The organism is Polaromonas sp. P3_B4, from assembly GCF_056402835.1.
Genome location: NZ_JBFUGQ010000001.1, coordinates 3,064,214 through 3,083,990 on the forward strand (window position 1 = coordinate 3,064,214; position 19,777 = coordinate 3,083,990).

The 19,777-nt window shown below is 55.2% G+C and carries 17 protein-coding genes; all 17 read left to right on the forward strand.

All coding sequences use genetic code 11. From position 1 onward, the window contains the following. Positions 1-3 precede the first annotated feature (3 nt). The 17 genes from AC1DVV_RS14575 (at position 4) to AC1DVV_RS14655 (ending at position 19,769) form a co-directional block, all read left to right on the forward strand. Entirely contained in the window at positions 4-1,380 is a 1,377-nt protein-coding gene (locus AC1DVV_RS14575) for an aspartate aminotransferase family protein (RefSeq protein WP_477702156.1), read from the forward strand. After that, positions 1,377-1,814, forward strand: a complete 438-nt coding sequence (locus AC1DVV_RS14580; RefSeq protein WP_477666557.1) for a VOC family protein — start codon at positions 1,377-1,379, stop codon at positions 1,812-1,814. Before AC1DVV_RS14575 ends, AC1DVV_RS14580 begins: the two co-directional genes overlap by 4 nt. Beyond that, on the forward strand, positions 1,811-2,512 hold the full coding sequence (locus AC1DVV_RS14585) for a class I SAM-dependent methyltransferase (protein WP_477666556.1): 702 nt from the start codon (positions 1,811-1,813) through the stop codon (positions 2,510-2,512). The genes AC1DVV_RS14580 and AC1DVV_RS14585 overlap by 4 nt, the downstream gene beginning before the upstream one ends. A gap of 1 nt (position 2,513) precedes the next feature. After that, positions 2,514-3,359: a sugar phosphate isomerase/epimerase family protein gene (locus tag AC1DVV_RS14590; RefSeq protein WP_477702158.1), complete on the forward strand. Its 846-nt coding sequence runs from the start codon at positions 2,514-2,516 to the stop codon at positions 3,357-3,359. After that, entirely contained in the window at positions 3,349-4,104 is a 756-nt protein-coding gene (locus AC1DVV_RS14595) for an SDR family NAD(P)-dependent oxidoreductase (protein WP_477666554.1), read from the forward strand. Before AC1DVV_RS14590 ends, AC1DVV_RS14595 begins: the two co-directional genes overlap by 11 nt. Positions 4,105-4,125: 21 nt before the next feature. Next, positions 4,126-4,965 carry an SDR family oxidoreductase gene (locus AC1DVV_RS14600; RefSeq protein WP_477666553.1) on the forward strand — a complete coding sequence of 280 codons (840 nt, stop codon included), beginning with the start codon at positions 4,126-4,128 and terminating at the stop codon, positions 4,963-4,965. A 75-nt stretch (positions 4,966-5,040) separates the two neighbouring features. Then, positions 5,041-6,123 carry a hypothetical protein gene (locus AC1DVV_RS14605; RefSeq protein WP_477666552.1) on the forward strand — a complete coding sequence of 361 codons (1,083 nt, stop codon included), beginning with the start codon at positions 5,041-5,043 and terminating at the stop codon, positions 6,121-6,123. Between the two features lie 117 nt (positions 6,124-6,240). Further along, entirely contained in the window at positions 6,241-8,190 is a 1,950-nt protein-coding gene (locus AC1DVV_RS14610) for a B12-binding domain-containing radical SAM protein (protein WP_477666551.1), read from the forward strand. 364 nt (positions 8,191-8,554) lie between these two features. After that, on the forward strand, positions 8,555-9,709 hold the full coding sequence (locus tag AC1DVV_RS14615; RefSeq protein WP_477707206.1) for a polysialyltransferase family glycosyltransferase: 1,155 nt from the start codon (positions 8,555-8,557) through the stop codon (positions 9,707-9,709). Positions 9,710-9,792: 83 nt separating this feature from the next. Continuing rightward, positions 9,793-11,220: a lipopolysaccharide biosynthesis protein gene (locus AC1DVV_RS14620; RefSeq protein ID WP_477666549.1), complete on the forward strand. Its 1,428-nt coding sequence runs from the start codon at positions 9,793-9,795 to the stop codon at positions 11,218-11,220. After that, positions 11,217-12,215 carry a CgeB family protein gene (locus AC1DVV_RS14625; RefSeq protein WP_477702848.1) on the forward strand — a complete coding sequence of 333 codons (999 nt, stop codon included), beginning with the start codon at positions 11,217-11,219 and terminating at the stop codon, positions 12,213-12,215. The genes AC1DVV_RS14620 and AC1DVV_RS14625 overlap by 4 nt, the downstream gene beginning before the upstream one ends. After that, positions 12,208-13,239, forward strand: coding sequence for a glycosyltransferase family 2 protein (locus AC1DVV_RS14630; RefSeq protein WP_477707207.1), 1,032 nt, complete (start codon positions 12,208-12,210; stop codon positions 13,237-13,239). Before AC1DVV_RS14625 ends, AC1DVV_RS14630 begins: the two co-directional genes overlap by 8 nt. After that, entirely contained in the window at positions 13,236-14,273 is a 1,038-nt protein-coding gene (locus AC1DVV_RS14635) for a glycosyltransferase family 10 domain-containing protein (protein ID WP_477666546.1), read from the forward strand. The genes AC1DVV_RS14630 and AC1DVV_RS14635 overlap by 4 nt, the downstream gene beginning before the upstream one ends. Positions 14,274-14,321: 48 nt before the next feature. Then, a complete protein-coding gene (locus AC1DVV_RS14640) occupies positions 14,322-15,716 on the forward strand; it encodes a hypothetical protein (protein ID WP_477707208.1) in 1,395 nt (464 codons plus the stop codon). A 69-nt stretch (positions 15,717-15,785) separates the two neighbouring features. Further along, a complete protein-coding gene (locus AC1DVV_RS14645; RefSeq protein ID WP_477701650.1) occupies positions 15,786-17,492 on the forward strand; it encodes a hypothetical protein in 1,707 nt (568 codons plus the stop codon). Continuing rightward, positions 17,482-18,558, forward strand: coding sequence for a glycosyltransferase (locus AC1DVV_RS14650; RefSeq protein WP_477701651.1), 1,077 nt, complete (start codon positions 17,482-17,484; stop codon positions 18,556-18,558). Before AC1DVV_RS14645 ends, AC1DVV_RS14650 begins: the two co-directional genes overlap by 11 nt. Continuing rightward, positions 18,546-19,769 carry a glycosyltransferase family 4 protein gene (locus AC1DVV_RS14655; RefSeq protein ID WP_477707209.1) on the forward strand — a complete coding sequence of 408 codons (1,224 nt, stop codon included), beginning with the start codon at positions 18,546-18,548 and terminating at the stop codon, positions 19,767-19,769. The genes AC1DVV_RS14650 and AC1DVV_RS14655 overlap by 13 nt, the downstream gene beginning before the upstream one ends. Positions 19,770-19,777 lie beyond the last annotated feature (8 nt).

The window sequence follows — 19,777 nt, forward strand, 5'->3', positions numbered from 1 at the left end:
ATCATGGCCGCACATTCCTTTTCCCGCCTGCCCCAATCCGTTCCACCGGTCTCGACCGCCAACCGCCTGATCCAGACCGCGATCCCGACGCCGGGCACGCGCGAAGTGCTCGAACGGCTTGAGGCCTGCGAATCGCGTTCCATGCACGGGCAGTTGCCGCTGGTCTGGGACCGGGCCGAGGACTACAGTATTTACGACGCCGCCGGGAATCGGTGGATCGACTTCACCTCGACCATTTTTGTCGCGAACGTCGGACATTCAAATCCGCGCGTGACCGCCGCCATGAAAGAAACGCTGGACCGCCCGCTCTATGGTTGTTATGCCTATGCGAACGAGAACCGCGCACGTTACCTCGAAAAACTGGTCGCGTTCGCCGGTGCACCGTTCGAAAAAGCTTTCCTGCTTTCTGCCGGTACCGAAGCGACCGAAGGCGCGCTCAAACTTATGCGCATGAACGGCCAGAAGGAAGGCAAACGCCGCCGCGGCGTGATCTGCATCGAAGGCAACTGGCACGGCCGCACGATGGGCGCACAAATGCTCAGCAGTAATCTGGCCCAGCGCGAATGGATAGGCTACCAGGACGCCGACATTCATCACATCCCGTTCCCCTATCCATGGGCCCTGGCCGGGCGCACGCCAGAAGCATTTCTGGACGAAAGCCTGGCCAGGCTCGAGAAGGCCGGTATCGACATTGCGCAAGACGTTTGCGGCTTCATGCTCGAAACCTTCCAGGGATGGGGCGCAGTGTTCTACCCGCCTGAATATGTGCAGGCCATCGAGCGCGTCTGCCGCAAGCACGGCATCCTGCTGACCTTTGACGAAATGCAGGCCGGCTTTGGCCGCACCGGCAAGGCCTTCGGCTTCCAGCACTACGGCGTGACACCCGACCTGATCTGCTGCGGCAAGGGCATGGGCGGAGGCGTACCGCTGTCCGGCGTGATCGGCCGCGCCGCGATCATGGACCTGCCCGATGTCGGCAACATGAGCAGCACGCACTCGGCCAATCCCCTGGTCTGCGCCGCTGGCCTCGCCGTCATCGAGGAGATGGAAGATCGCAATCTTGTCGCCGAGACCGCGCGCAAAGGCGAGCTGCTGTTCGCCGCACTGCACAAACTGCAGGCGCGTTTTCCCGACCGCATCTCACACCTGCTGGGTCGAGGTCTGATCGCGGCGGTACTGTTCAAGCACCCCAAGACCGGTGCGGCCGACGGCCCGTTCACGAGCCAGGTCGCCGAACTCTGCATGCAGAAGGGATTGCTGGTCGTGCATACCGGGCGCGAATCGATCAAGATCGGCCCTCCACTGACGATCACCGACGAGGCCCTGCTCGAAGGTGTGGATGTGCTCGGCGAGGCTATCGCCGAGATCGCGACCAAATGATCACGCAGATTCGCCATACCGGCCTGGTCGTCGCCGACCTCGATGCGGCGCTGCGCTTCTGGCGGGACCTGCTGGGGTTCACCGTGGCACGGCAGATGGACGAGTCCGGGCCGCACATCGACGCGATGATGGGCCTCACCGATGTGCGGGTGACGACCTCGAAGCTCACCGCACCCGACGGAGGCATGATCGAGTTGCTGTACTTTCATTCGCATCCCGACAAGCCTCGCTGGACGGGAACGCCGTACTCGACAGGTTTCACGCATGTCGCGCTGACCGTTTCCAACATGGACGAAGCCCATGAAAAGCTCGCCGCCGCGGGGGTGCGTTTCAAGGCCGCGCCACAGCGCTCTCCCGATGGGGCAGTGAAAGTCATCTATTGCGAGGCCCCCGACGGAGTGCTTCTGGAACTTGTGGAAGTGCTGAGAACATGACTAGAATCCAACGCGACTACGTGGATGTCGTCTACAACGAAATCGACCGCCCCCTCACCAACTATCCCGCCCGTCTGGCGCGCTATCTATTTGACCGCTATCGGATCAGGCCCGGCCAGAAACTGCTTGATATAGGTTGTGGTCGCGGTGAGTTTCTCGGTGGCTTCATCGACTGCGGCGTTCTGGGCCACGGCGTGGATCGCTCGCGCTCCGCCGAAAAATACTGCCCTGATGCCGACCTGCGGACCGCCGATCTGGAAAAGGAATCACTACCCTATGAAGACAATTTCTTCGACGTAATCTATTCCAAATCAGTGATCGAGCATTTTTACTACCCCGAACGTCTGGTTCAGGAAATTTATCGGGTGCTCAAACCGGGTGGTACCGTGATCACGCTGTGTCCGGACTGGGAGTTCAACTACCGGATTTATTTCGAGGACTACACGCATCGCACGCCGTTCATGCAATCCTCGCTGCGCGACATCCAGTTGATTCATGGCTTCGAAAACATCGAGGTTGAGCGTTTCCGGCAACTGCCGGTTCTCTGGGGCCAGGGCTCCTGGCTGTTGCCCTTCGCCGAGCTCACCCGACTGCTGGTGCCGGGTTTTTTGAGAAAGCACAGCAAATGGGTCAGATTCTCCAAAGAAATCATGCTGCTCTCCAGCGCCACCAAACCTCTTGAAACGACGGCCGGTTGATATGCCTACAAACACACGTCTGGGATTCATGCAGGGGCGGCTTTCGCCGCTCGTAGACGGTCGCATTCAGGCCTTCCCCTGGGATTGCTGGCAAGCCGAATTCGCATCGGCACGCCAGCATGACTTCGGCCTCATGGAGTGGACGCTCGATCAGGACCTGCTCTACAGCAACCCGTTGCTGACCGAGGTTGGCCGCTCGGAGATCACGGCGCTGCGCGCGCGGTATGGCGTGCGCATCGGTTCGCTGACCGGTGACTGCTTCATGCAGAGTCCGTTCTGGAAGGCCGATACGGCGCAAGCCGAGCAGTTGCAAGAGGATTTTCGGGCCGTGACCAAGGCTTGTTCCGCAGTCGGCATCGTCATGATGGTCCTGCCATTGGTCGACAACGGCAGCCTGGCGACACGCGCACAGGAAGACCATCTGGTCTCCGTGCTGCAGGCTCACGCCCCGCTGCTGGCCGAGCTGGGCGTTCAGGTCGTCTTTGAGTCGGATTTTGGACCGTCCGAACTCGCGCGTTTTATCGAACGGCTGGATCCCGCACTTTTCGGGGTGAACTACGACATCGGCAACAGCGCTGGGCTCGGAATGCGGCCTGCCGACGAAATCGCGGCCTACGGCCATCGCATCGTCAACGTGCATATCAAAGACCGCGTGCTCGGCGGTACCACGGTGCCACTTGGCACAGGCAGCGCTGATTTCGAAACTGTTTTTTCAGCACTCGCAAAAGTTGACTACAAAGGCAATTACATCCTGCAAACTGCCCGGGCGCATGACGGCGACCATGCGGGCGCGCTTTGCCGCTACCGCGACATGGTTGTCAACTGGATAGCACGCCATGGAGCTTGAACTTGCCGGCAAAACAGCCTTGGTCACCGGCTCCTCACGCGGGATCGGCCGGGCCATTGCCGAGGCGCTGCAAGCCGAGGGCTGCAGGGTCGCGATAAACGGACGTGACGCCGATGCCTTGAAAGTGGCATCTATGGCCCTGAAATCCGCGGCGGCTGTCGCGGGGGATGTCTCCGACGCAGGCCAGGCACGACAGGTTGTCGACGAAGCGACTCGGGCGCTCGGCAGGCTCGACATTCTGGTTTGCAATGTCGGTAGCGGCCGTTCGGTGGCACCGGGTCTGGAGACTCCCGAGGAATGGCAACGCGTGTTCGCGCTAAACCTCTGGAGCGTCACCCATACGGTCGAGGCGGCGCGTACCGCGCTCGCCGCTTCGCGCGGCGCGGTGATCTGCATCTCGTCGATCTGTGGGCTCGAGGTCATCCCGGGCGCACCAGTTACCTATTCGGCCGCCAAAGCCGCACTGCACGCCTACGTGCGCGGCATCGCCCGACCACTCGGCGCCCAGGGTGTACGCATCAATGCCATAGCACCCGGCAACATTCTGTTTGACGGCTCAGTGTGGGACAGGAAGCTGGCAGCCGACGCAAATGCCGTGCAGTCAATGCTGGCCGCCAACGTCGCACTGGCGCGCCTCGGTACGCCGCAGGACATCGGTCAACTGGCGGCTTATCTCGCCTCACCACGCTCGGGTTTTGCAACCGGTGCAGTCTGGACACTCGACGGCGGCCAGGTCCGCGCATAGCGGAAACTCGAAGGAATACCCATGACTACCGCATTTAAAAAGTTCGATCTCACGGGAAAAACCGCGCTGATCACGGGTGCCGCAGGCCTGCTCGGTCGGGAGCACGCAGCAGCGTTGCTCGAAAGTGGCGCGGCCGTGGTGCTTACCGACATCGGTGACGGCGCACTCGCTTCAGCCAAAGAACTCCTGGCCCGCTCCTCGGATGAAAGCCGCATCCACACCGCGATCCTCGATGTTTCGAACCCAGAGGCGGTCGCAGCGTTATCCGCGCAGCTCGCGGTGAAGGGGCGACGCGTGGATATTCTGATTAACAACGCGGCGATCGACCCGAAAGTCACTGACGGTTCCGGCATCGTCGAGAGTTCGCGCCTTGAGAATTTCCCGATCGAACAATGGAACCTGCAGATCGCGGTCGGCCTCACAGGCGCGTTTCTCTGCAGCCAGACGTTCGGTGCGGCCATGGCCGCCGACGGCAAAGGCGGCGTGATTCTGAACATCGCGTCGGATCTCTCGGTATTTTCACCCGACCAGCGCCTGTACCGAAAAGACGGACTACCTCCCGAGCTGCAACCCGTCAAACCCATTACCTATTCGGTTATCAAAGCCGGTTTGGTGGGAATGACCCGTTACCTGGCCACTTACTGGCCAGAACAAGGCGTGCGTGCCAACGCCCTATCCCCCGGAGGGGTCTACACTGGCCAAGGCGACGAATTTGTTACGCGCCTGACTTCGCTTATCCCCATCGGCCGCATGGCTGGCAGAGATGAATATCGGGCAGCCATCCAGTTCCTTTGTTCCGATGCTTCCGCTTATATGAATGGACAAAACATCGTCATGGATGGTGGCAGGTCGGCGTGGTAATTCCCACGTGCGCAGCAACACCAATATTTTGGCCAATCGCCAGCTTTTTCTGAATACTCGAGGGATGCCTGTTATATGTTGGTAAGTTTTGGATTTGAAGAGGTCAATGAGGCCGTCATTAGAAACGCCCAGATCTGGCGCTATAAAAAAGTGATGGGCGGCAATGAAAAAATAGCGGTGCTGGTTCCCGACATATTTGCCGGGCTGTATTTCCATGCCGACACGACCGTAACCTTCAGCGCAACGAATATACAAAAATACTCGGTCATTTCCGAATATCACCCTTCCAGAATAGAACTCAAGTGGTACTCCGTTCTGGAAAGACTGCATAAAATTTTCTACCGGTTCGAGCTCACCCGCGCCATGAGCTATCACCTTTTCCGGCGAACACCCCGGCAGAATGTTTTTTATATCAAAAGCGGGCTGGAAGGCAAGCTGCTGAAAAAATGCAGGGAAAAATTAGGAATCCAGAAATACGTCCGGATGTCGGATTATTTCGATCTATCCACAGGTCAAGCGGTGGAACCAAACCTGACGAAATGGTTCATTACCAATCTTGAATATATACAGGACATGATTTCGTCTGGTGATTACTGCAGAACCAGGAATGTCACCCCGCAAGCAAAGGAAAAACCTGTTGTCGTCCTGAGAACAAGGAATTTCCAGAACAAGGCTGTCGTTCACAATTCAAAAAAATCAATTCTGCGGCCATTGATCATTGAACTGCTGAAATTCGACTGCAAGGTCATCAACATTGGGACGCCGGCGTTGCCATTGGACATCACCGATGCGAACTACGAAGAATTGAACCATAACATGAGCATTGCGGAGGAATTCGCGCTATGCGCAAATTCCTCCTGCACGATCATGACCACAGAGGCCGGAAACTATATGGGTCTGGCGACAGTGGATCTAAGGATGGTGCAATACGACGACGAAGTGTTCGAAAGTCTCTTCAAAAGCCCGCTCAGCCTCATGAAAGCCAGGCAGCAGGCGGGGCTTAAGGACCTGGATATCCGGCATCATGTGAAGGCCGAGCGCTGGTCCGATGCGGCAGCCGCGATCCATAACTTTGCAATCCACCCGGGAATCAACGAAAATTCTGGCAAGGAAGCCACCCAGCCCCAACTGGTCGCCCTCGGACTCATACAAGTGTAGCGGCAGGCGTGACGATATAAATCGGAATACAGTCAATCGAACTCGCGATCGAGTGGCTTAACAATATTGAATTGAATGTCAAACATTATGACGAATACGACCCCAATCATTCAGCTCATGCAGCTCAATAACAATTACGGGAATCAGTATTACCTTCCTTACAGTATTGGAGTCCTCGCTGCTTACGTTAAAAAGAACCGGAAGCTGAAAGAGGCTTTCAAGTTCAATCCTTTCATCTACAAACGCGCTGCAGTGGAAGAGATTGTGGAAGCGATCGGGTTTGTCGATGTGTTCGGTGTATCTGCGTATACCTGGAACTGGGAATTGAGTGTCAGAGTCGCCCAGCGCATTCGAGAAGTCAATCCTGATGCCCTGATCATATTTGGCGGCCCTCACGTGCCGGACTCCAGCCCCGATTTCTTCGACCAATATGGCTTTATAGACATAGCGGTCCACGGAGAAGGTGAAATGATCTTCGATGAAATACTGACTAAGTACCTGAGCAACGAAGGTTTCCGGGAGATTCCTGGTATTTCCTTCAACGACCGAAAAAATGGCGAAGTCATCACCAACAAAAAGCCGCCACGCCTGAAGGATTATTCGGAGCTTCCGTCGCCCTATCTCGAGGGCGAATTTGATTCACTGGTGGTGAATAACCCGGAAGTGGAATGGATGGCACCATGGGAGACCAATCGCGGATGCCCTTTTCAATGCACTTTTTGCGATTGGGGCTCATCAATCGCGTCAAAAGTAAATGAATTTCCGGGCGACCGGATTGCCCAAGAAATTGAATGGTTTTCGAAAAACAAGATTGGCTACATTCTGGGCTGCGATGCGAATTTCGGCATTCGCAAGCGGGATATCGACATAGCTACCGCGCTGGTCGCATCCAAGAAAAACACCGGCTATCCGAAGGATTTTGCGGTGTGCTTTACGAAAAACAGCACCGAAGCAATCTTCGGCGTGGGCAAAATCCTGCATGCCGGCGAAATGCTCAAAGCCGTATCGATCAGTATGCAGAGTCTGGACGAAGGCGCGCTCAAGTCGATTAAACGCGACAACATCAAGCTTGAGGTGTTCAAACAACTTCAGTCCAAATATAACGAGGCTGGAATAACGACATTCACCGAGTTGATCCTGGGACTACCGGGAGAGTCTCGCGACTCGTTTGCAAAAGGCATCTGCACCTTGCTGGACAATGGCCAGCACAGCCAGATATACATATACAACTGCTCGATCATGCCCAATGCGGAAATGGGCGGCAAGGTCTACCAGGAGATGTTCCGGATAAAGACGGTCGCGATTCCGATTTTTACCGCGCACTCCAAGAAAGATGATTCCAATGCGATCGTGGAATATGACCGCATCATCGTCGAGACGGACACCATGGACAAGGGTGATTGGCGCGCGATGCATCACTTCGCATGGATTGTCCAATGCTTTCACATGCTCGGACTGTTCCAGAGCGCGGCCATCTTCCTGCGCAACTACGCCAAGGTGAGTTATCACGACATCTACTCGGGATTGCTGCAGTATGCGTATGCGAACCCAGCAAGCCATATTGGACGAGAGATCACGATTTTGAATGGCGTTCTGGACGGTGTTCTCGATGGACGCGAGTATGGTCAGTACTTGCCGGAAGACTCCGATGTGTCCTGGCCAGCCGAGGAGGCATCGTTCTTACGGCTCTCGAAGCACAAGGACGAGGTATATGCCGAGCTGTACCAGTTCACACGGGCACTTTTGGCTCAAAAAGATATACCGGTCAATGTCGACATCATCAAAGCCCTGCTGAATTATCAGAAGATCATCATTGCGAACCCGCATGATGTTGACGATACGGAAATGATCTTTGAATACGACATACCTGACTTCGTTTCCACTCACCGCAATGGATTAACCAAGGATTTGGTCGAAAGGAATGTCAGCTACCTGATCAAGAGGCCTTATAACTTCGCAGGCAATCTGGAACTGTTTTCGCGGAACATTGTCTGGTATGGACGCAAGCGAGGTCGCCTCACCTACCAACACCATGCAGTGACAGAAGACGCGGAACTGGCCGTCTAGGCTCGAGTTATTCGCCGTTTCTTTGTGTTTTTCGCGGGATCGTCCCTGTACACGCCGCAGTCCATGACTAGGCATTTTTTATTACTACAAGTAGCGTGAACAGATAATGAATACATTGGCCGAACTGCAGCGGGAAATCGAAGTTGCCGTGAGGTATGGACAGAACGTCATGAAAGCCAAGCTCAAACGGAAGAGCTCGGGCAGGGGTGTAGTAATGCCGAAGTGCAGAGATCAAGCCAGCGGCGGCAGTTGGTCGGGTCGTGGTCGGCCGCCAGCGCTGGCTGGCTTCAGTAAGACCCCTTCAACATACCTATAACTCCACCCCCTCCACGGCGGGCTACGGATTAGTAACATAGATCAACACATGATCTACATATCGGTCGATAACGATTACCACGGACAGCTCGCACTTTCGATCGTCAGTCAGTGCGGGTTTGACCGCTCCGACGTTGTATTCCTGTCGCATGTTGCGAAGAGAAATACGCTGATACCTCAATCAGGCCTCCAGATCGAAGAACTCAGCTCTCACCCCTTATGCAGCGGAGGCGGATATAAAAGCGTGCGCTCGTACATCCGAACATTTTTGCATCAAAGATCACTGTCCAAGCGCTTCACATTCAAGCCGGCAGACACCTTGATCCTGATCACAGAATATCAACTCAACAATGCCCTGTTTGCGCAAAAAATGAAGAAGGCAGGAGGGCGCACTCTTCTTTTTGATGAGGGCATTGGCTTCTATTTCAATAACAGTCCTTTTCACAAGAATCACGAAAGATTTCGCAACTTTTTTGTGATGCCGGTGTTCAATCTCATCTTTCGAACGATGGGCATACCCGCTCACGCATGCGCCGGCCAGGAAGGCATGCACGTGCGCATCAACGACCGGTACATAGACCATGTGTTCTCCGGCATGAGACTCCCGATCGACAGAAACATTCCGATCGTCGGCTATCAAATCACGCCAGATGGCGTCCGCGCCAATGACATGTCGGAATCGAATGTCATCGTTTTTTTTGCGGTGAACTTTGCGTGCTTCGGGCTCGAAAGCGAGGAGCGAAATCTTTCGAAAAGAGCCATCGAGGTATTGGCTACCCGTTTCTCGAAGGTATATATAAAAATTCATCCGTCCGACTGGATCGCGAAGAACGAAAATTTCGATTTTTACATGTCCCTCCGAAGTGACAAAATCGGCATCGTGGCGCAATCAATGTCGGTGCTTGAAACCTTAAAAGCATATCGCCCGAAACAGGTCGCCGGGACCATGAGTACGGCTTTGTTCGAAGCACTGCTGCGGGGCTGCCAACCCATATTTCTGTATCACTTGATGCCCCGTACCAAGCAGTTTGGTGTTTACGAGTTTCTACTTAAAAATCTGAACTACAACTTCATCAAGAATCTGGGCGAGCTCGGCCCGCATTACTCATCCAACATTACCTTGCAGGATCTTACTTATGACCAGAGCCTTTCCGATCAGGTAAGCCGATTTCTCAACGAATCGCCAAACGACAAAGGAGCTTGAAGCTTGTTCCTTATTACTTTTGGGCGCGCAACCCAGTTTGTACCGCCACACATCACAACCAACCAGATAAGCAGGACCGCCACTTGCTGACTATCATTTTCGGCCGCGCGGCCCAGTTCATCCTGTTGCTGCTGGTGATGCGAGTGGCCACAACCTATTTGCCGCCAAGCGAGATGGGCAGGCTTTCACTGATCACGGCGGCGACGGCTTTTTTTGCGCTGTTTCTCGTCAATCCGATCGGCATGTTCATCAACCGCCGCTTCCATGCATGGGATGAGCTTGGGCGGGCCAAACACTATCTCAAGCTCCATTGGGTCTATTTACTCGGTGTCTGTGTCATCGCCGCGCTGACGCTTGCAGTGCTTAACCGTATCCACGCCTTCGGCTTTCAGTTCAACACCACATGGTTGCTGGTGCTGGTATGCGGCTCGCTGTTGTTCAACACGATCAACCAGACGGCGATTCCTTCGCTGAACCTGCTGGAGTTGCGCGGGCGTTTTATCGTCCTCACGCTGGCAACGATCGGCATGGGCTTGGCGAGCGCCTATGCGCTGGTCGAATACTTCTCACCGACTGCTGAATACTGGCTGCTCGGTTTGCTGATCGGCCAAACGGTTTTCGCGGTGATCGGCGTCAAGTTGTTCTTCGATAAGCTCGGGCCGGAGCGGTCCGCAGACAAACTGTCGCGCTCGCACCTCAAGCTGCTGTTCGATTTCGCCTGGCCGGTTGCAATCTCCGTCGGCTTCAATTGGCTGCAGACGCAAGGCTACCGCTTTTTTGTCGCCGACTCACTGGGTCTGGCTGCGCTCGGCCTGTTTGTCGCGGGCTACGGTATCAGCGCGGGGCTGATGGCGGCGTTCGAATCGGTGCTGACAACCTACTTCCAGCCGCGTTTCTACAAGCGGGTGAGTACCAGCACGATCGAAGAGCAATCGGCAGCCTGGAATAAATACGCTGGGGCGATCCTGCCCTCGTTGATGCTTGTGACCTTTTTGTTGATCAGCCTGGCGCCAGAGTTAACGCGGTTCATGGTGGGCCCGGCATACCAATCGGCATCGCAGTTCGTGATCTGGGGCGTGCTGGCAGAAGGGGCACGGGTTGTTGCCGGCGTCTATAGCATGTCGGCTCACGCAAAGATGAAGACCCGTCTGCTGCTGCTGCCGAACCTGCTCGGTGCGGTCATCTGCATCGTGCTGATCAAGTTCCTGGCACCCAGCATGGGTGCGCATGGCGTCGGCCTGGCCCGCTCGCTGGCCGGCGTCGGCATGTTGATCGCCATGCATTACCTGATGATCGTCGCGCTCGACATGCACCTGCCATTACGTATGCTGCTCAAAGGCACTGCCATGGGCGCTAGCCTGATGTTGATTGCGACGGCCGGCCGGTGGGCCATGAACAGCCCGGGCATCATCGCGGCGGGAGTACTTATCGTTGTCACTGGGCTGGCCTTCCTGCCGATGTTCTACTGGCTGCTTTATCCCTATTTGCCAAGGCACGACAAAGTTTCATGAAAGTTCTCCTCGTTTGCATGTCGTATGACTATGGAGACCCGACGCGGGGTCATTCGTACGAGTACTACAACTTCTACCAGAGCCTGTTAGCGCTCGGACACGAGGTCGAGCTGTTTGACTACATGACCGAGATCCAGCACCTGGGCAAGCCTGCCATGAACCGCAAGCTGCTCGAGGTTGTGACGGCATCGAAATACGATCTCGCAATGTTTTCGCTCTATACCGATCAGTTCGAGCCCGAGGCGATCAGGGCCATGAAGCAGCACACGCGCACGCTGTGCTTCTTTCACGACGACACCTGGCGCATGGAATTTTCACTCTATTGGGCGCCGCAGTTTGATTTTTTCACGACACCGGACGTCTATGGAGTCGAAAAATACCGGGCATTAGGTCTACCCAACGCCATTCATTTTCCGTTCGGTTGCAACGAGCACATCTATCGCCGGACCAATACCGAAAAGAAATACGACGTATCTTTTGTTGGCGCATGGCACCCCTACCGCGATTGGCTGGTGGGGCTTCTGCGCAAAGATGGTTTCAAGGTCAAGACCGCAGGCTATCGCTGGCCTGAAGGCATCGTCTCGCACGAAGAAATGGTAACGATATTCAATGAAACGCGCGTGAATCTCAACATGTCAAACTCCGCATCATGGGATGCACGGTATTTGTTGTCATCGCCGCGCGCGGCGCTGAACAGGGTACGCTCCAAAAAAAATGTCGAGCAGATAAAAGCGCGGCATTTCGAGATCAATGGTTGCGGTGCGTTCCAGTTGTCCTATTACGTGGAAGGGCTTGAAAAGCAATACCAGATCGGCGACGAGATCGCCATCTATCTCGACCCTGATGATCTGCGGCAGAAAGTTGCCCTCTACCTCGACAACGAACCGCGGCGGCAGAAAATTGCCGAAGCTGGTTATCAGCGAACTTTGAAGGATCACACCTTCGCAAGCCGCTTTCGGCATGTCTTCGACCGCATGGGCCTGATGCATGGCTGACACAGTGCATCCGCTGGTCTGCATTTGCATACCTGCCTACAACGCCGAAAAGACCATCGCAGCAACCCTGCGTTCGGTATTGGGGCAAACATATACCAAGCTTGTCGTGCAGGTCGTCGACAACCAGTCCTCTGACAACACGATAGGCATCGTCGAGAGCTTCAATGACCCTCGCCTTGTCCTGCATCGCAACCCGGTAAATCTGGGCGGCGAGGGCAACTTCAACCGCTGCATCGAACTGGCCACAGGAAAATACACGGCGATCTACCATGCAGACGACATCTACGAGCCCGATACGGTCGCCGCGCAAGTGAAATTCCTGGAGGCTCATCCTCAAGCTGCTGCCGTATTCACCGAAGCCCTGTTGATCGACGAGACCGGCCGTGAAATAGGCAAAATACGTCAACCTGCCGCACTCGCAGCGCTTGGACCTTTGCACGATTTTCAGACCATATTCAAGGCCGTTCTGGAACACTCCAATTTCCTGATCTGTCCAAGCGTGATGGCATTGACCCACATTTACCAGCACGACATCAAGGCCTGGCGCGGTGATCGTTTTGGCTCAAGTGCGGACCTTGATGTATGGTTCAGGATGGCAAAGGGACGTGCCGTCGGAATTCTTTCGCTCCCCGGCATGCGCTACCGCATCAGCGGCAACCAGGGATCGGCCAGTGTCCGGCTCGACACCGAACGGGCGGCCTTCTTCAGCGTGATGGACCACTATCTGGACATGGACGATGTTCAAGTAATGCTCACACAACGAGACAGGGAGAACTATGAACGTCTGGAGAGGCGCGACCGCGTCATGCGTGCCATCAATGCGCTCATCAAGAACGAGCCCGGGCGCGCTGCCGAGTTGTGTCCCACCGTTTTTTCATTGCCCGCAATCCAGGCGGCCGTGCAGACACGCCGCGGGTTTGCCGTTTTTACGCTCAGCGCCTTTCTCAGGCTCATGCTGTTCCTTCGCCTCCGCGGATGGGCAAAGGCAGTACTGAGTCGCTTCAAGAAAATGACCAATAGATGAGCCCGAGCCATCGCCCTACCGCGATTTATATCGACCCACCGTCGCCAGCCTACTATGGCAACAAGTTGTTCGACCTTTCCGACCCGGTACTGAATCGCGACGACTCGCTGGTGCCTTACGCGCAGGTGCGCGAAAACTGCCGCCTTGCCGGTATGCCAGTACACACCGCCGATCTGCTTCCAGGTCCCGAGGGCGGCACCTTTGACTATTACTCTCTCGGCGTAATGGAGAATTTCAGATCACTGGCTCAACGCCCGGACATACGGCTGCAAGCCTTTGTGATTTTCGAGCCGCCAGTGGTGGAACCGAGGCTTTACCTGGCTTTGCCAGAATTGACTGCGGCCTTCAAAGAGGTCTATGTCCATAATACCGTCGGCGACGGCTATTCGCTTGAGGGCGTAGACACCACAAAGCTGCGAAAACTCTACTGGCCGCAGCCGCGACAGGATGTGATCGAGCAATGGTGGTCGCGCATTGACCGACAGAACCGCATCGTGGTCATCAACGGGAATCACGTCCCTCGCAACGTCCCCAACGAGCTCTACAGCAAACGCATCGAGGCCATGGTTGAACTCGCGTCTCTGGGTGCTGTCGATTTGTACGGGCGAGGCTGGAAAAAACTTAAAGCTCGAACCTCGTTCTGGTGGCCTTTCATTAGCAGACGCCGACAATTGCTGTCCATCTATCAAGGCGCCTGCGAATCCAAGTACGAGGTTTTAAGCCAATACAACTTCTGCCTCTGTCTGGAGAACATGGTCATGCAGGGCTATGTGACTGAAAAGATCTTCGACTGTTTTTATGCGGGCACGATTCCACTCTACCTGGGTGCGTCCGATATAGAACACCTGATTCCCAAGGACGCTTATATAGACTGCCGAGACTACCCGTCATGGAAGGAGGTTTTCCGCTCGATCAGCGCTATGTCGGGCGAGAAAATCCAACGCATGCGTGAGCATGGCCGAAGTTTTATCCGGAGCGACAAAGGTCGTATGTATCAGGACTCTTTGCTCACGATAGTGCCGTACCTGACATAAGCGGCTCCGCTTCAATAATCTCCAGGCCAAGCCAGGAACAAACCAAAAATGATCAGAAATTCCTGGCTGCGACACACACGGGAGCGAAATCCACATTTCCTGCTGGTTTTCATTACGGTACTCTCATGGTCGCTTTTTCCAATCATGGTGAAGCAATTCAACTTGTCGTTGTTCCAGACCGGTTTCGCCATTTGCTTTTTCGTGATTGGTACGGTGACGACGATTACCTTGCGCAGGAATAAACCGACCTTAACAAGACCGCACAAAATCATGATTGCGTGCTGGATTGGCTATCTGTTGATGCTACTGATCGCCTCCGTCAGTTCATCTTCAAGAACCAGTTTGTTGCAGTGGGGTATTTTGTTCACAAAATTCCTATTCTTCTTGTTCCTAATTCTCTACATTAACAAGAGATTCATTTTCACCACCATGCGCATATATGCGAACGTGATGGCGGTGACGGTTGTTTTGGCATTGGCGGCTGTAGCCGCGATTGTTATGGGTTTTGGTCCCATCGCTGTCGTGGATCTTGGCGGGAGAATGGGCGACGTTTTCTTTGGGGCGTTTTACGTTACAGATACGCCAATATGCCCGCCCACCCCAATTTTTCGCATTCAAGGCCTAAGCGAAGAGCCAGGAACTTATGCGTTCGCTTTGCTACCGGCACTGTTCTGGTTTCTGATCGCCGAAGAAGCGTATGCCAAGTCTGCGGCCATCGTCCTAGGGCTCATGTTCAGCATGTCGTTAGGTGCCGGACTTTTCCTGTTATTGGTATTGGGGTTACTTCTATTATTGCGAGCCTTCGGAAGACCTGTTGGAGACTGCAAATTGCTGGTTTTTCTGTCGGGTGCCATTTGCGCCATTGGCCTGATGTATGTGTTGGCAAATGCGTGCGCCAGACACTATCTCGAAAACACCGGAAATGCCTCTGCGGCAGCTGTCGTGCAAGGCTGCATGGAACGAACATCCTCGGACTACGCGACGTGCGTCAACCGTACGACTTACGCTCTCAGTACCACAGCCAATGGAAAAAAGCTCTCTTTCAATGAGCGCTTTGAAGGAATACGCACCGTTATCAGTTACCTAGAAGCACATCCGATGGGGACGGGTACCGCCTTGGGGATGAAGACAGTGCAGAATTCAATCGCTGTTGGTTATGCGGTAGCTGCACTCGAATCTGGCGTAGCCGGGGGAATTTTTTACCTCGGCCTTTTTGCGACAATGGGCTGGCTCGCCCTGCGAACCGTCGCCAAGGTCGATGACAAATCCTTCGATGGGCGCGTGAAGGTGGTCGTGTCATTAAGCATCGGTGCAGTTCTCATAATGGGGGCTCAGCGCATTCAGCCTGATCTCAGTTTCTGGCATATGTGGCTCTATGCAATATGGTTTCATTTTTTGCAGCCAACGATACCTAGTGCCGATGCCGGTTCGCGCACCCTGTGAAGTCGACACTCATCGCGGAAAAACTGAACCGCGGTCCTCCAACTTCACACACCTCAAATCCCGATAGACATGATTTTACGACTCCTGAAAACCATTGATATGCCGGCGGAGAAGAACCTCTGGACCAGGAGCATCCTGATAGCTGGTGTCGGCATCTGGCTCATTTTTTTTGCGTTGGGACTGTATGGCTACGCCGGCGCGAAAGAGTTCTACCTGTTTTTTTCGATCGCGACCGGCGTCATGCTGATCACCGGACTCCGTCAGAAACACAGCTACGGCTATTTGTTCCTCACGGCATTCTTGTGGCTCGGGCTCTGGCTCAAACAGACGATTCATACTATTTTTAACTACCCGTATATTGAACCCATCGGATTGTTCGAGGGTGCGCCAGCAGCTTGGGACGAAGTACTGCTGGTGGCAAGCGTGGCCAGCTTGGGTGTCATTGCGGGTGGCATGGCCTATGCAGCCCTGGCAAGACGTGCCAGCCCCATGCACGAGGAAAGAAAACTCATTGTGCCTTCATGGTACGAACCAAATCGGAAATGGCTATGGCTCGGGCTGGCGCTTGCAATGGCAGGCGTGTTGGTTGTCAATCTGGTATACGGAATCCATCGAATTGGTCTTGCACCAAAAGATTCTCTAATGTGGCCGCTGAACTCAGTTGTAGCCTGGCTGCTCAACATCGGTTTAGCCACAGCCGTCGCCCTCTTCGTCTGGTGGGACATCACGCTCGGGAGGAGCCCGACTCTGGGGGCTTACGCCATATTGGTTGAGGCATTTCTCTCGAGCACATCGATCCTGAGCCGGGCAGCCTATATCTTTCACGCCGTTCCACAACTTCTGGTTGTGCATCAGTTCCGGCATAAGTTAACGAACTGGTCACGCCTGAAAACAGTCACACTTGTCATTTCCTTTTGCGTTTTTCTGGTGATTTCGATATCGGCCGTCACCACATTTCGGAATTATTTCTATCAAACCGGTTTGTATAGAAGCACCGCTTATCACGAAGCCTACTATCGCTGGGAAATTGTTGGTGGTCAGCTCAGCAATCTCGAAATCAAACTGAAAACTGCGGCACCAGAAGAACGCCCCCCCATCATTGAATTGATGCGAAAACTGAATGTTGAAAGAATAAAGCTGGAAGCAATCATGGCCGCCGAAAAGAAGAAATGGGCGGAGGCCTTTGGCTCGGACTCTGCTCAATCGCGGCTGCTGCTTAATGAGTTTGGTTTTCAGCTGACCGACGGTTTTTCGGCGCGCCTTTTGCAGCTAAGCGTTGACAGATGGATAGGTCTGGAGGGGTTGATGGCCGTCCAGGCTTACCCCCAAAAAAACTTCACGCTGCTGTCGCACTCCATCTCAGAACAGCCCGCGATCGGCAAGCCAGATACCTACCAGAGCATCGCAAAATCGGTGTACCTCAAATCCGATGGCACAAAATTTAGATTCGCAAGCCTGCCGGGCGGACCAGCTTTTCTCTACTACAGCAATTCGCTTTGGATTGTCACGCTTGGAATGGCTGTTTTTACTCTCCTGGTTCTGCTTTTCGAATCATTGATACGGATCCTGACCCGAAACCCGGTTCTCTGTTCGCTATATGGGGTCGTGCTAGCGAGCAATGTTGTTCAATTTGGTGTAGCCCCAAGGCAAAGCATTCCTTATTTTTTGGTTCTCGGCTGCGGTATCCTGCTGGTATGGACGGTCCATACGCGAGGTTTTGCGTTCGCTCTGTACAAGTTGAAACTGGCAAAAGCCCCGCCACCACGTGACAACTAAAACGGCAACAACCCTTTTTGTCCACGCCACCAATGTGCACTCCGGCGGAGGGCAGTCGTTGCTGCGCGCGCTGCTTGAGGCTCTGCCGGCTGGTCGTGACACAACTGCGTTGCTCGATAGCCGCATGCCAGTGCCGAAGACTCATCTTCCGCATCTGAAAGTCATTACTGTTGCGCCTACCGTGTGGCGTCGTTTCTGGGCTGAATGGTTGCTTTCCAAATCCGTGGGGGCGGCTGACCTCGTGCTGTGCTTCGGCAATTTGCCGCCGCTCTTCAAGCTGAAAGGGCGCACCGTTGTGTTCGTGCAGAACCGTTATCTCGTCGACCCGGTGACGCTCGCCAGCTTCCCTCTCAGGACACGCCTGCGGCTGTTGATCGAAAGGGCATGGTTCGCCCAAAAGGCCCAAAACGCGCAAGCCTTCGTCGTGCAAACTCCTTCAATGCGCGACCTGCTGAATGCCTCGGGTCTGGCAAAGGACAAACCGGTTTCGGTACTGCCCTTTGTGAGCACCAGCGCCGGCTATGAGAGAAACAGCACCCCGAAGGCATGCGATAGCGCATGCGGCTTCATCTATGTAGCTTCAGGTGAGCCTCACAAAAATCACAAGCGGCTCATGGAAGCCTGGAGCTTGTTGGCGAACGACGGTATGCATCCTTCGCTTTGGCTGACCGTCGACGCGAAGGCCCACCCTGAACTCTGCGCATGGATCGATGAAAAGAAGGCCCGTTACGGTCTGAATGTTGAAAACCTCGGCGCGAGGCCACACGACGAAATCCTGCGCCTCTACGCCCAGGCGAAGGTACTGGTTTATCCTTCACTGTTCGAGTCGTTCGGCCTGCCACTGATCGAAGCGCGCCAGGCGGGCCTGGCAATCCTGGCATCTGAACTCGACTACGTACGCGACGTGGTCGACCCCGAACAGGTGTTCGACCCCCATTCACCAGTCTCCATTGCCAGGGCAGTGAAGCGCTTTCTCGGCCAAAGCGAGCAGCCCCTTCCGCTCATGAACGCCGGCGAATTCCTCGCCCATGTTTTCCCCGAAGAGCGACCCAATTGCGTATCCTGATCGTCAGCCAGTATTTCTGGCCAGAAAGCTTTCGCATCAACGATGTCGCGAAAACGCTCGTTGAAAAAGGCTTCGAGGTCGACGTATTGACCGGCAAGCCCAACTATCCCGAAGGCTCGGTTTTTCCCGGCTACCGGGCTTGGGGCTGCCAGCGTGAATCATGGGCCGGCCTCTCGATATACAGGGTGCCCCTGGCGCCGCGCCGGAAAAAAGGCGCGTTGAACCTGGTCTTCAACTATCTGTCGTTTGTCGCCTCAGGCACACTTTTCGGTGCGTGGCAGCTGCGGGGCAAACGCTACGACGTCATTTTTGCCTACGGTACTTCGCCAATCCTCCAGGCGATCCCGGCGTTGTTCCTCGGTTGGCTGAAAAGCCGCAAGGTTGCCGTCTGGGTCCAGGATCTCTGGCCGGAAAGCCTGGAGGCCACGGGTTATGTGCGTAATCCGCATGCACTGGCGTTGGTGGGGTCCGTGGTCAAAAGTATCTACGCACGCACCGACCTGCTTCTGGTGCAATCGCAGGCATTTGTGCCCAAGGTTCGCGAACTGGCCGGCGACACACCCATCGCCTACTACCCGAATTCGGTTGACCCGCTATTTGCCGCACCCGGCGACGCACCTGCGCCTCCGATACCGGTTATGGACAGCGGCGCGTTTTGCGTCGTATTCGCCGGCAATATCGGCGCCGGCCAGGCCGTCGAGGCCATTGTCGAGGCCGCTACCCTGCTCCGCGAGCGTCCGGATGTCCAGTTTGTGGTCGTCGGCCAGGGCAGCCGCCAGGCCTGGATGGCCGAAGAAGCTGCGGCGCGCGGGCTCACCAACCTGCACCTGCCCGGCCGTTTCCCGGTCGAATTGATGCCCGGCCTCATGCAAAAGGCCTCAGCGCTACTCGTAACCCTAGCCGATCAACCGATTTTCGCGGCGACCATTCCCAACAAGATCCAGGCCTATATGGCCGCTGGACGACCGATAATTGCCTGTTTGAACGGGGAAGGTGCCCGCGTCATCCAGGAAGCTGGGGCTGGCCTTTCGGTTCCGGCCGAGAATGCGCCGGCCCTGGCCGCCGCGGTGATTCGGCTGGCTGAGATGGGTGCACCGGAACGCGCCGCTCTTGGCGCCAACGGCCAACGGTATTTCAAAGCGCATTTTGACCACGACATGCTGACACGTCAGCTCATGGACCATTTCCGCGCACTTGCGGAATCTTCTTGAGGTTTTTC

What these genes read in the sequence shown, in the direction of transcription:
- AC1DVV_RS14575 (WP_477702156.1), top strand. Translation starts at nt 4, where the DNA reads ATGGCCGCACATTCCTTTTCCCGCCTGCCCCAATCCGTTCCACCGGTC.
- AC1DVV_RS14580 (WP_477666557.1), top strand. Translation starts at nt 1,377, where the DNA reads ATGATCACGCAGATTCGCCATACCGGCCTGGTCGTCGCCGACCTCGAT.
- AC1DVV_RS14585 (WP_477666556.1), top strand. Translation starts at nt 1,811, where the DNA reads ATGACTAGAATCCAACGCGACTACGTGGATGTCGTCTACAACGAAATC.
- AC1DVV_RS14590 (WP_477702158.1), top strand. Translation starts at nt 2,514, where the DNA reads ATGCCTACAAACACACGTCTGGGATTCATGCAGGGGCGGCTTTCGCCG.
- AC1DVV_RS14595 (WP_477666554.1), top strand. Translation starts at nt 3,349, where the DNA reads ATGGAGCTTGAACTTGCCGGCAAAACAGCCTTGGTCACCGGCTCCTCA.
- AC1DVV_RS14600 (WP_477666553.1), top strand. Translation starts at nt 4,126, where the DNA reads ATGACTACCGCATTTAAAAAGTTCGATCTCACGGGAAAAACCGCGCTG.
- AC1DVV_RS14605 (WP_477666552.1), top strand. Translation starts at nt 5,041, where the DNA reads ATGTTGGTAAGTTTTGGATTTGAAGAGGTCAATGAGGCCGTCATTAGA.
- AC1DVV_RS14610 (WP_477666551.1), top strand. Translation starts at nt 6,241, where the DNA reads ATGCAGCTCAATAACAATTACGGGAATCAGTATTACCTTCCTTACAGT.
- AC1DVV_RS14615 (WP_477707206.1), top strand. Translation starts at nt 8,555, where the DNA reads ATGATCTACATATCGGTCGATAACGATTACCACGGACAGCTCGCACTT.
- AC1DVV_RS14625 (WP_477702848.1), top strand. Translation starts at nt 11,217, where the DNA reads ATGAAAGTTCTCCTCGTTTGCATGTCGTATGACTATGGAGACCCGACG.
- AC1DVV_RS14630 (WP_477707207.1), top strand. Translation starts at nt 12,208, where the DNA reads ATGGCTGACACAGTGCATCCGCTGGTCTGCATTTGCATACCTGCCTAC.
- AC1DVV_RS14635 (WP_477666546.1), top strand. Translation starts at nt 13,236, where the DNA reads ATGAGCCCGAGCCATCGCCCTACCGCGATTTATATCGACCCACCGTCG.
- AC1DVV_RS14640 (WP_477707208.1), top strand. Translation starts at nt 14,322, where the DNA reads ATGATCAGAAATTCCTGGCTGCGACACACACGGGAGCGAAATCCACAT.
- AC1DVV_RS14645 (WP_477701650.1), top strand. Translation starts at nt 15,786, where the DNA reads ATGATTTTACGACTCCTGAAAACCATTGATATGCCGGCGGAGAAGAAC.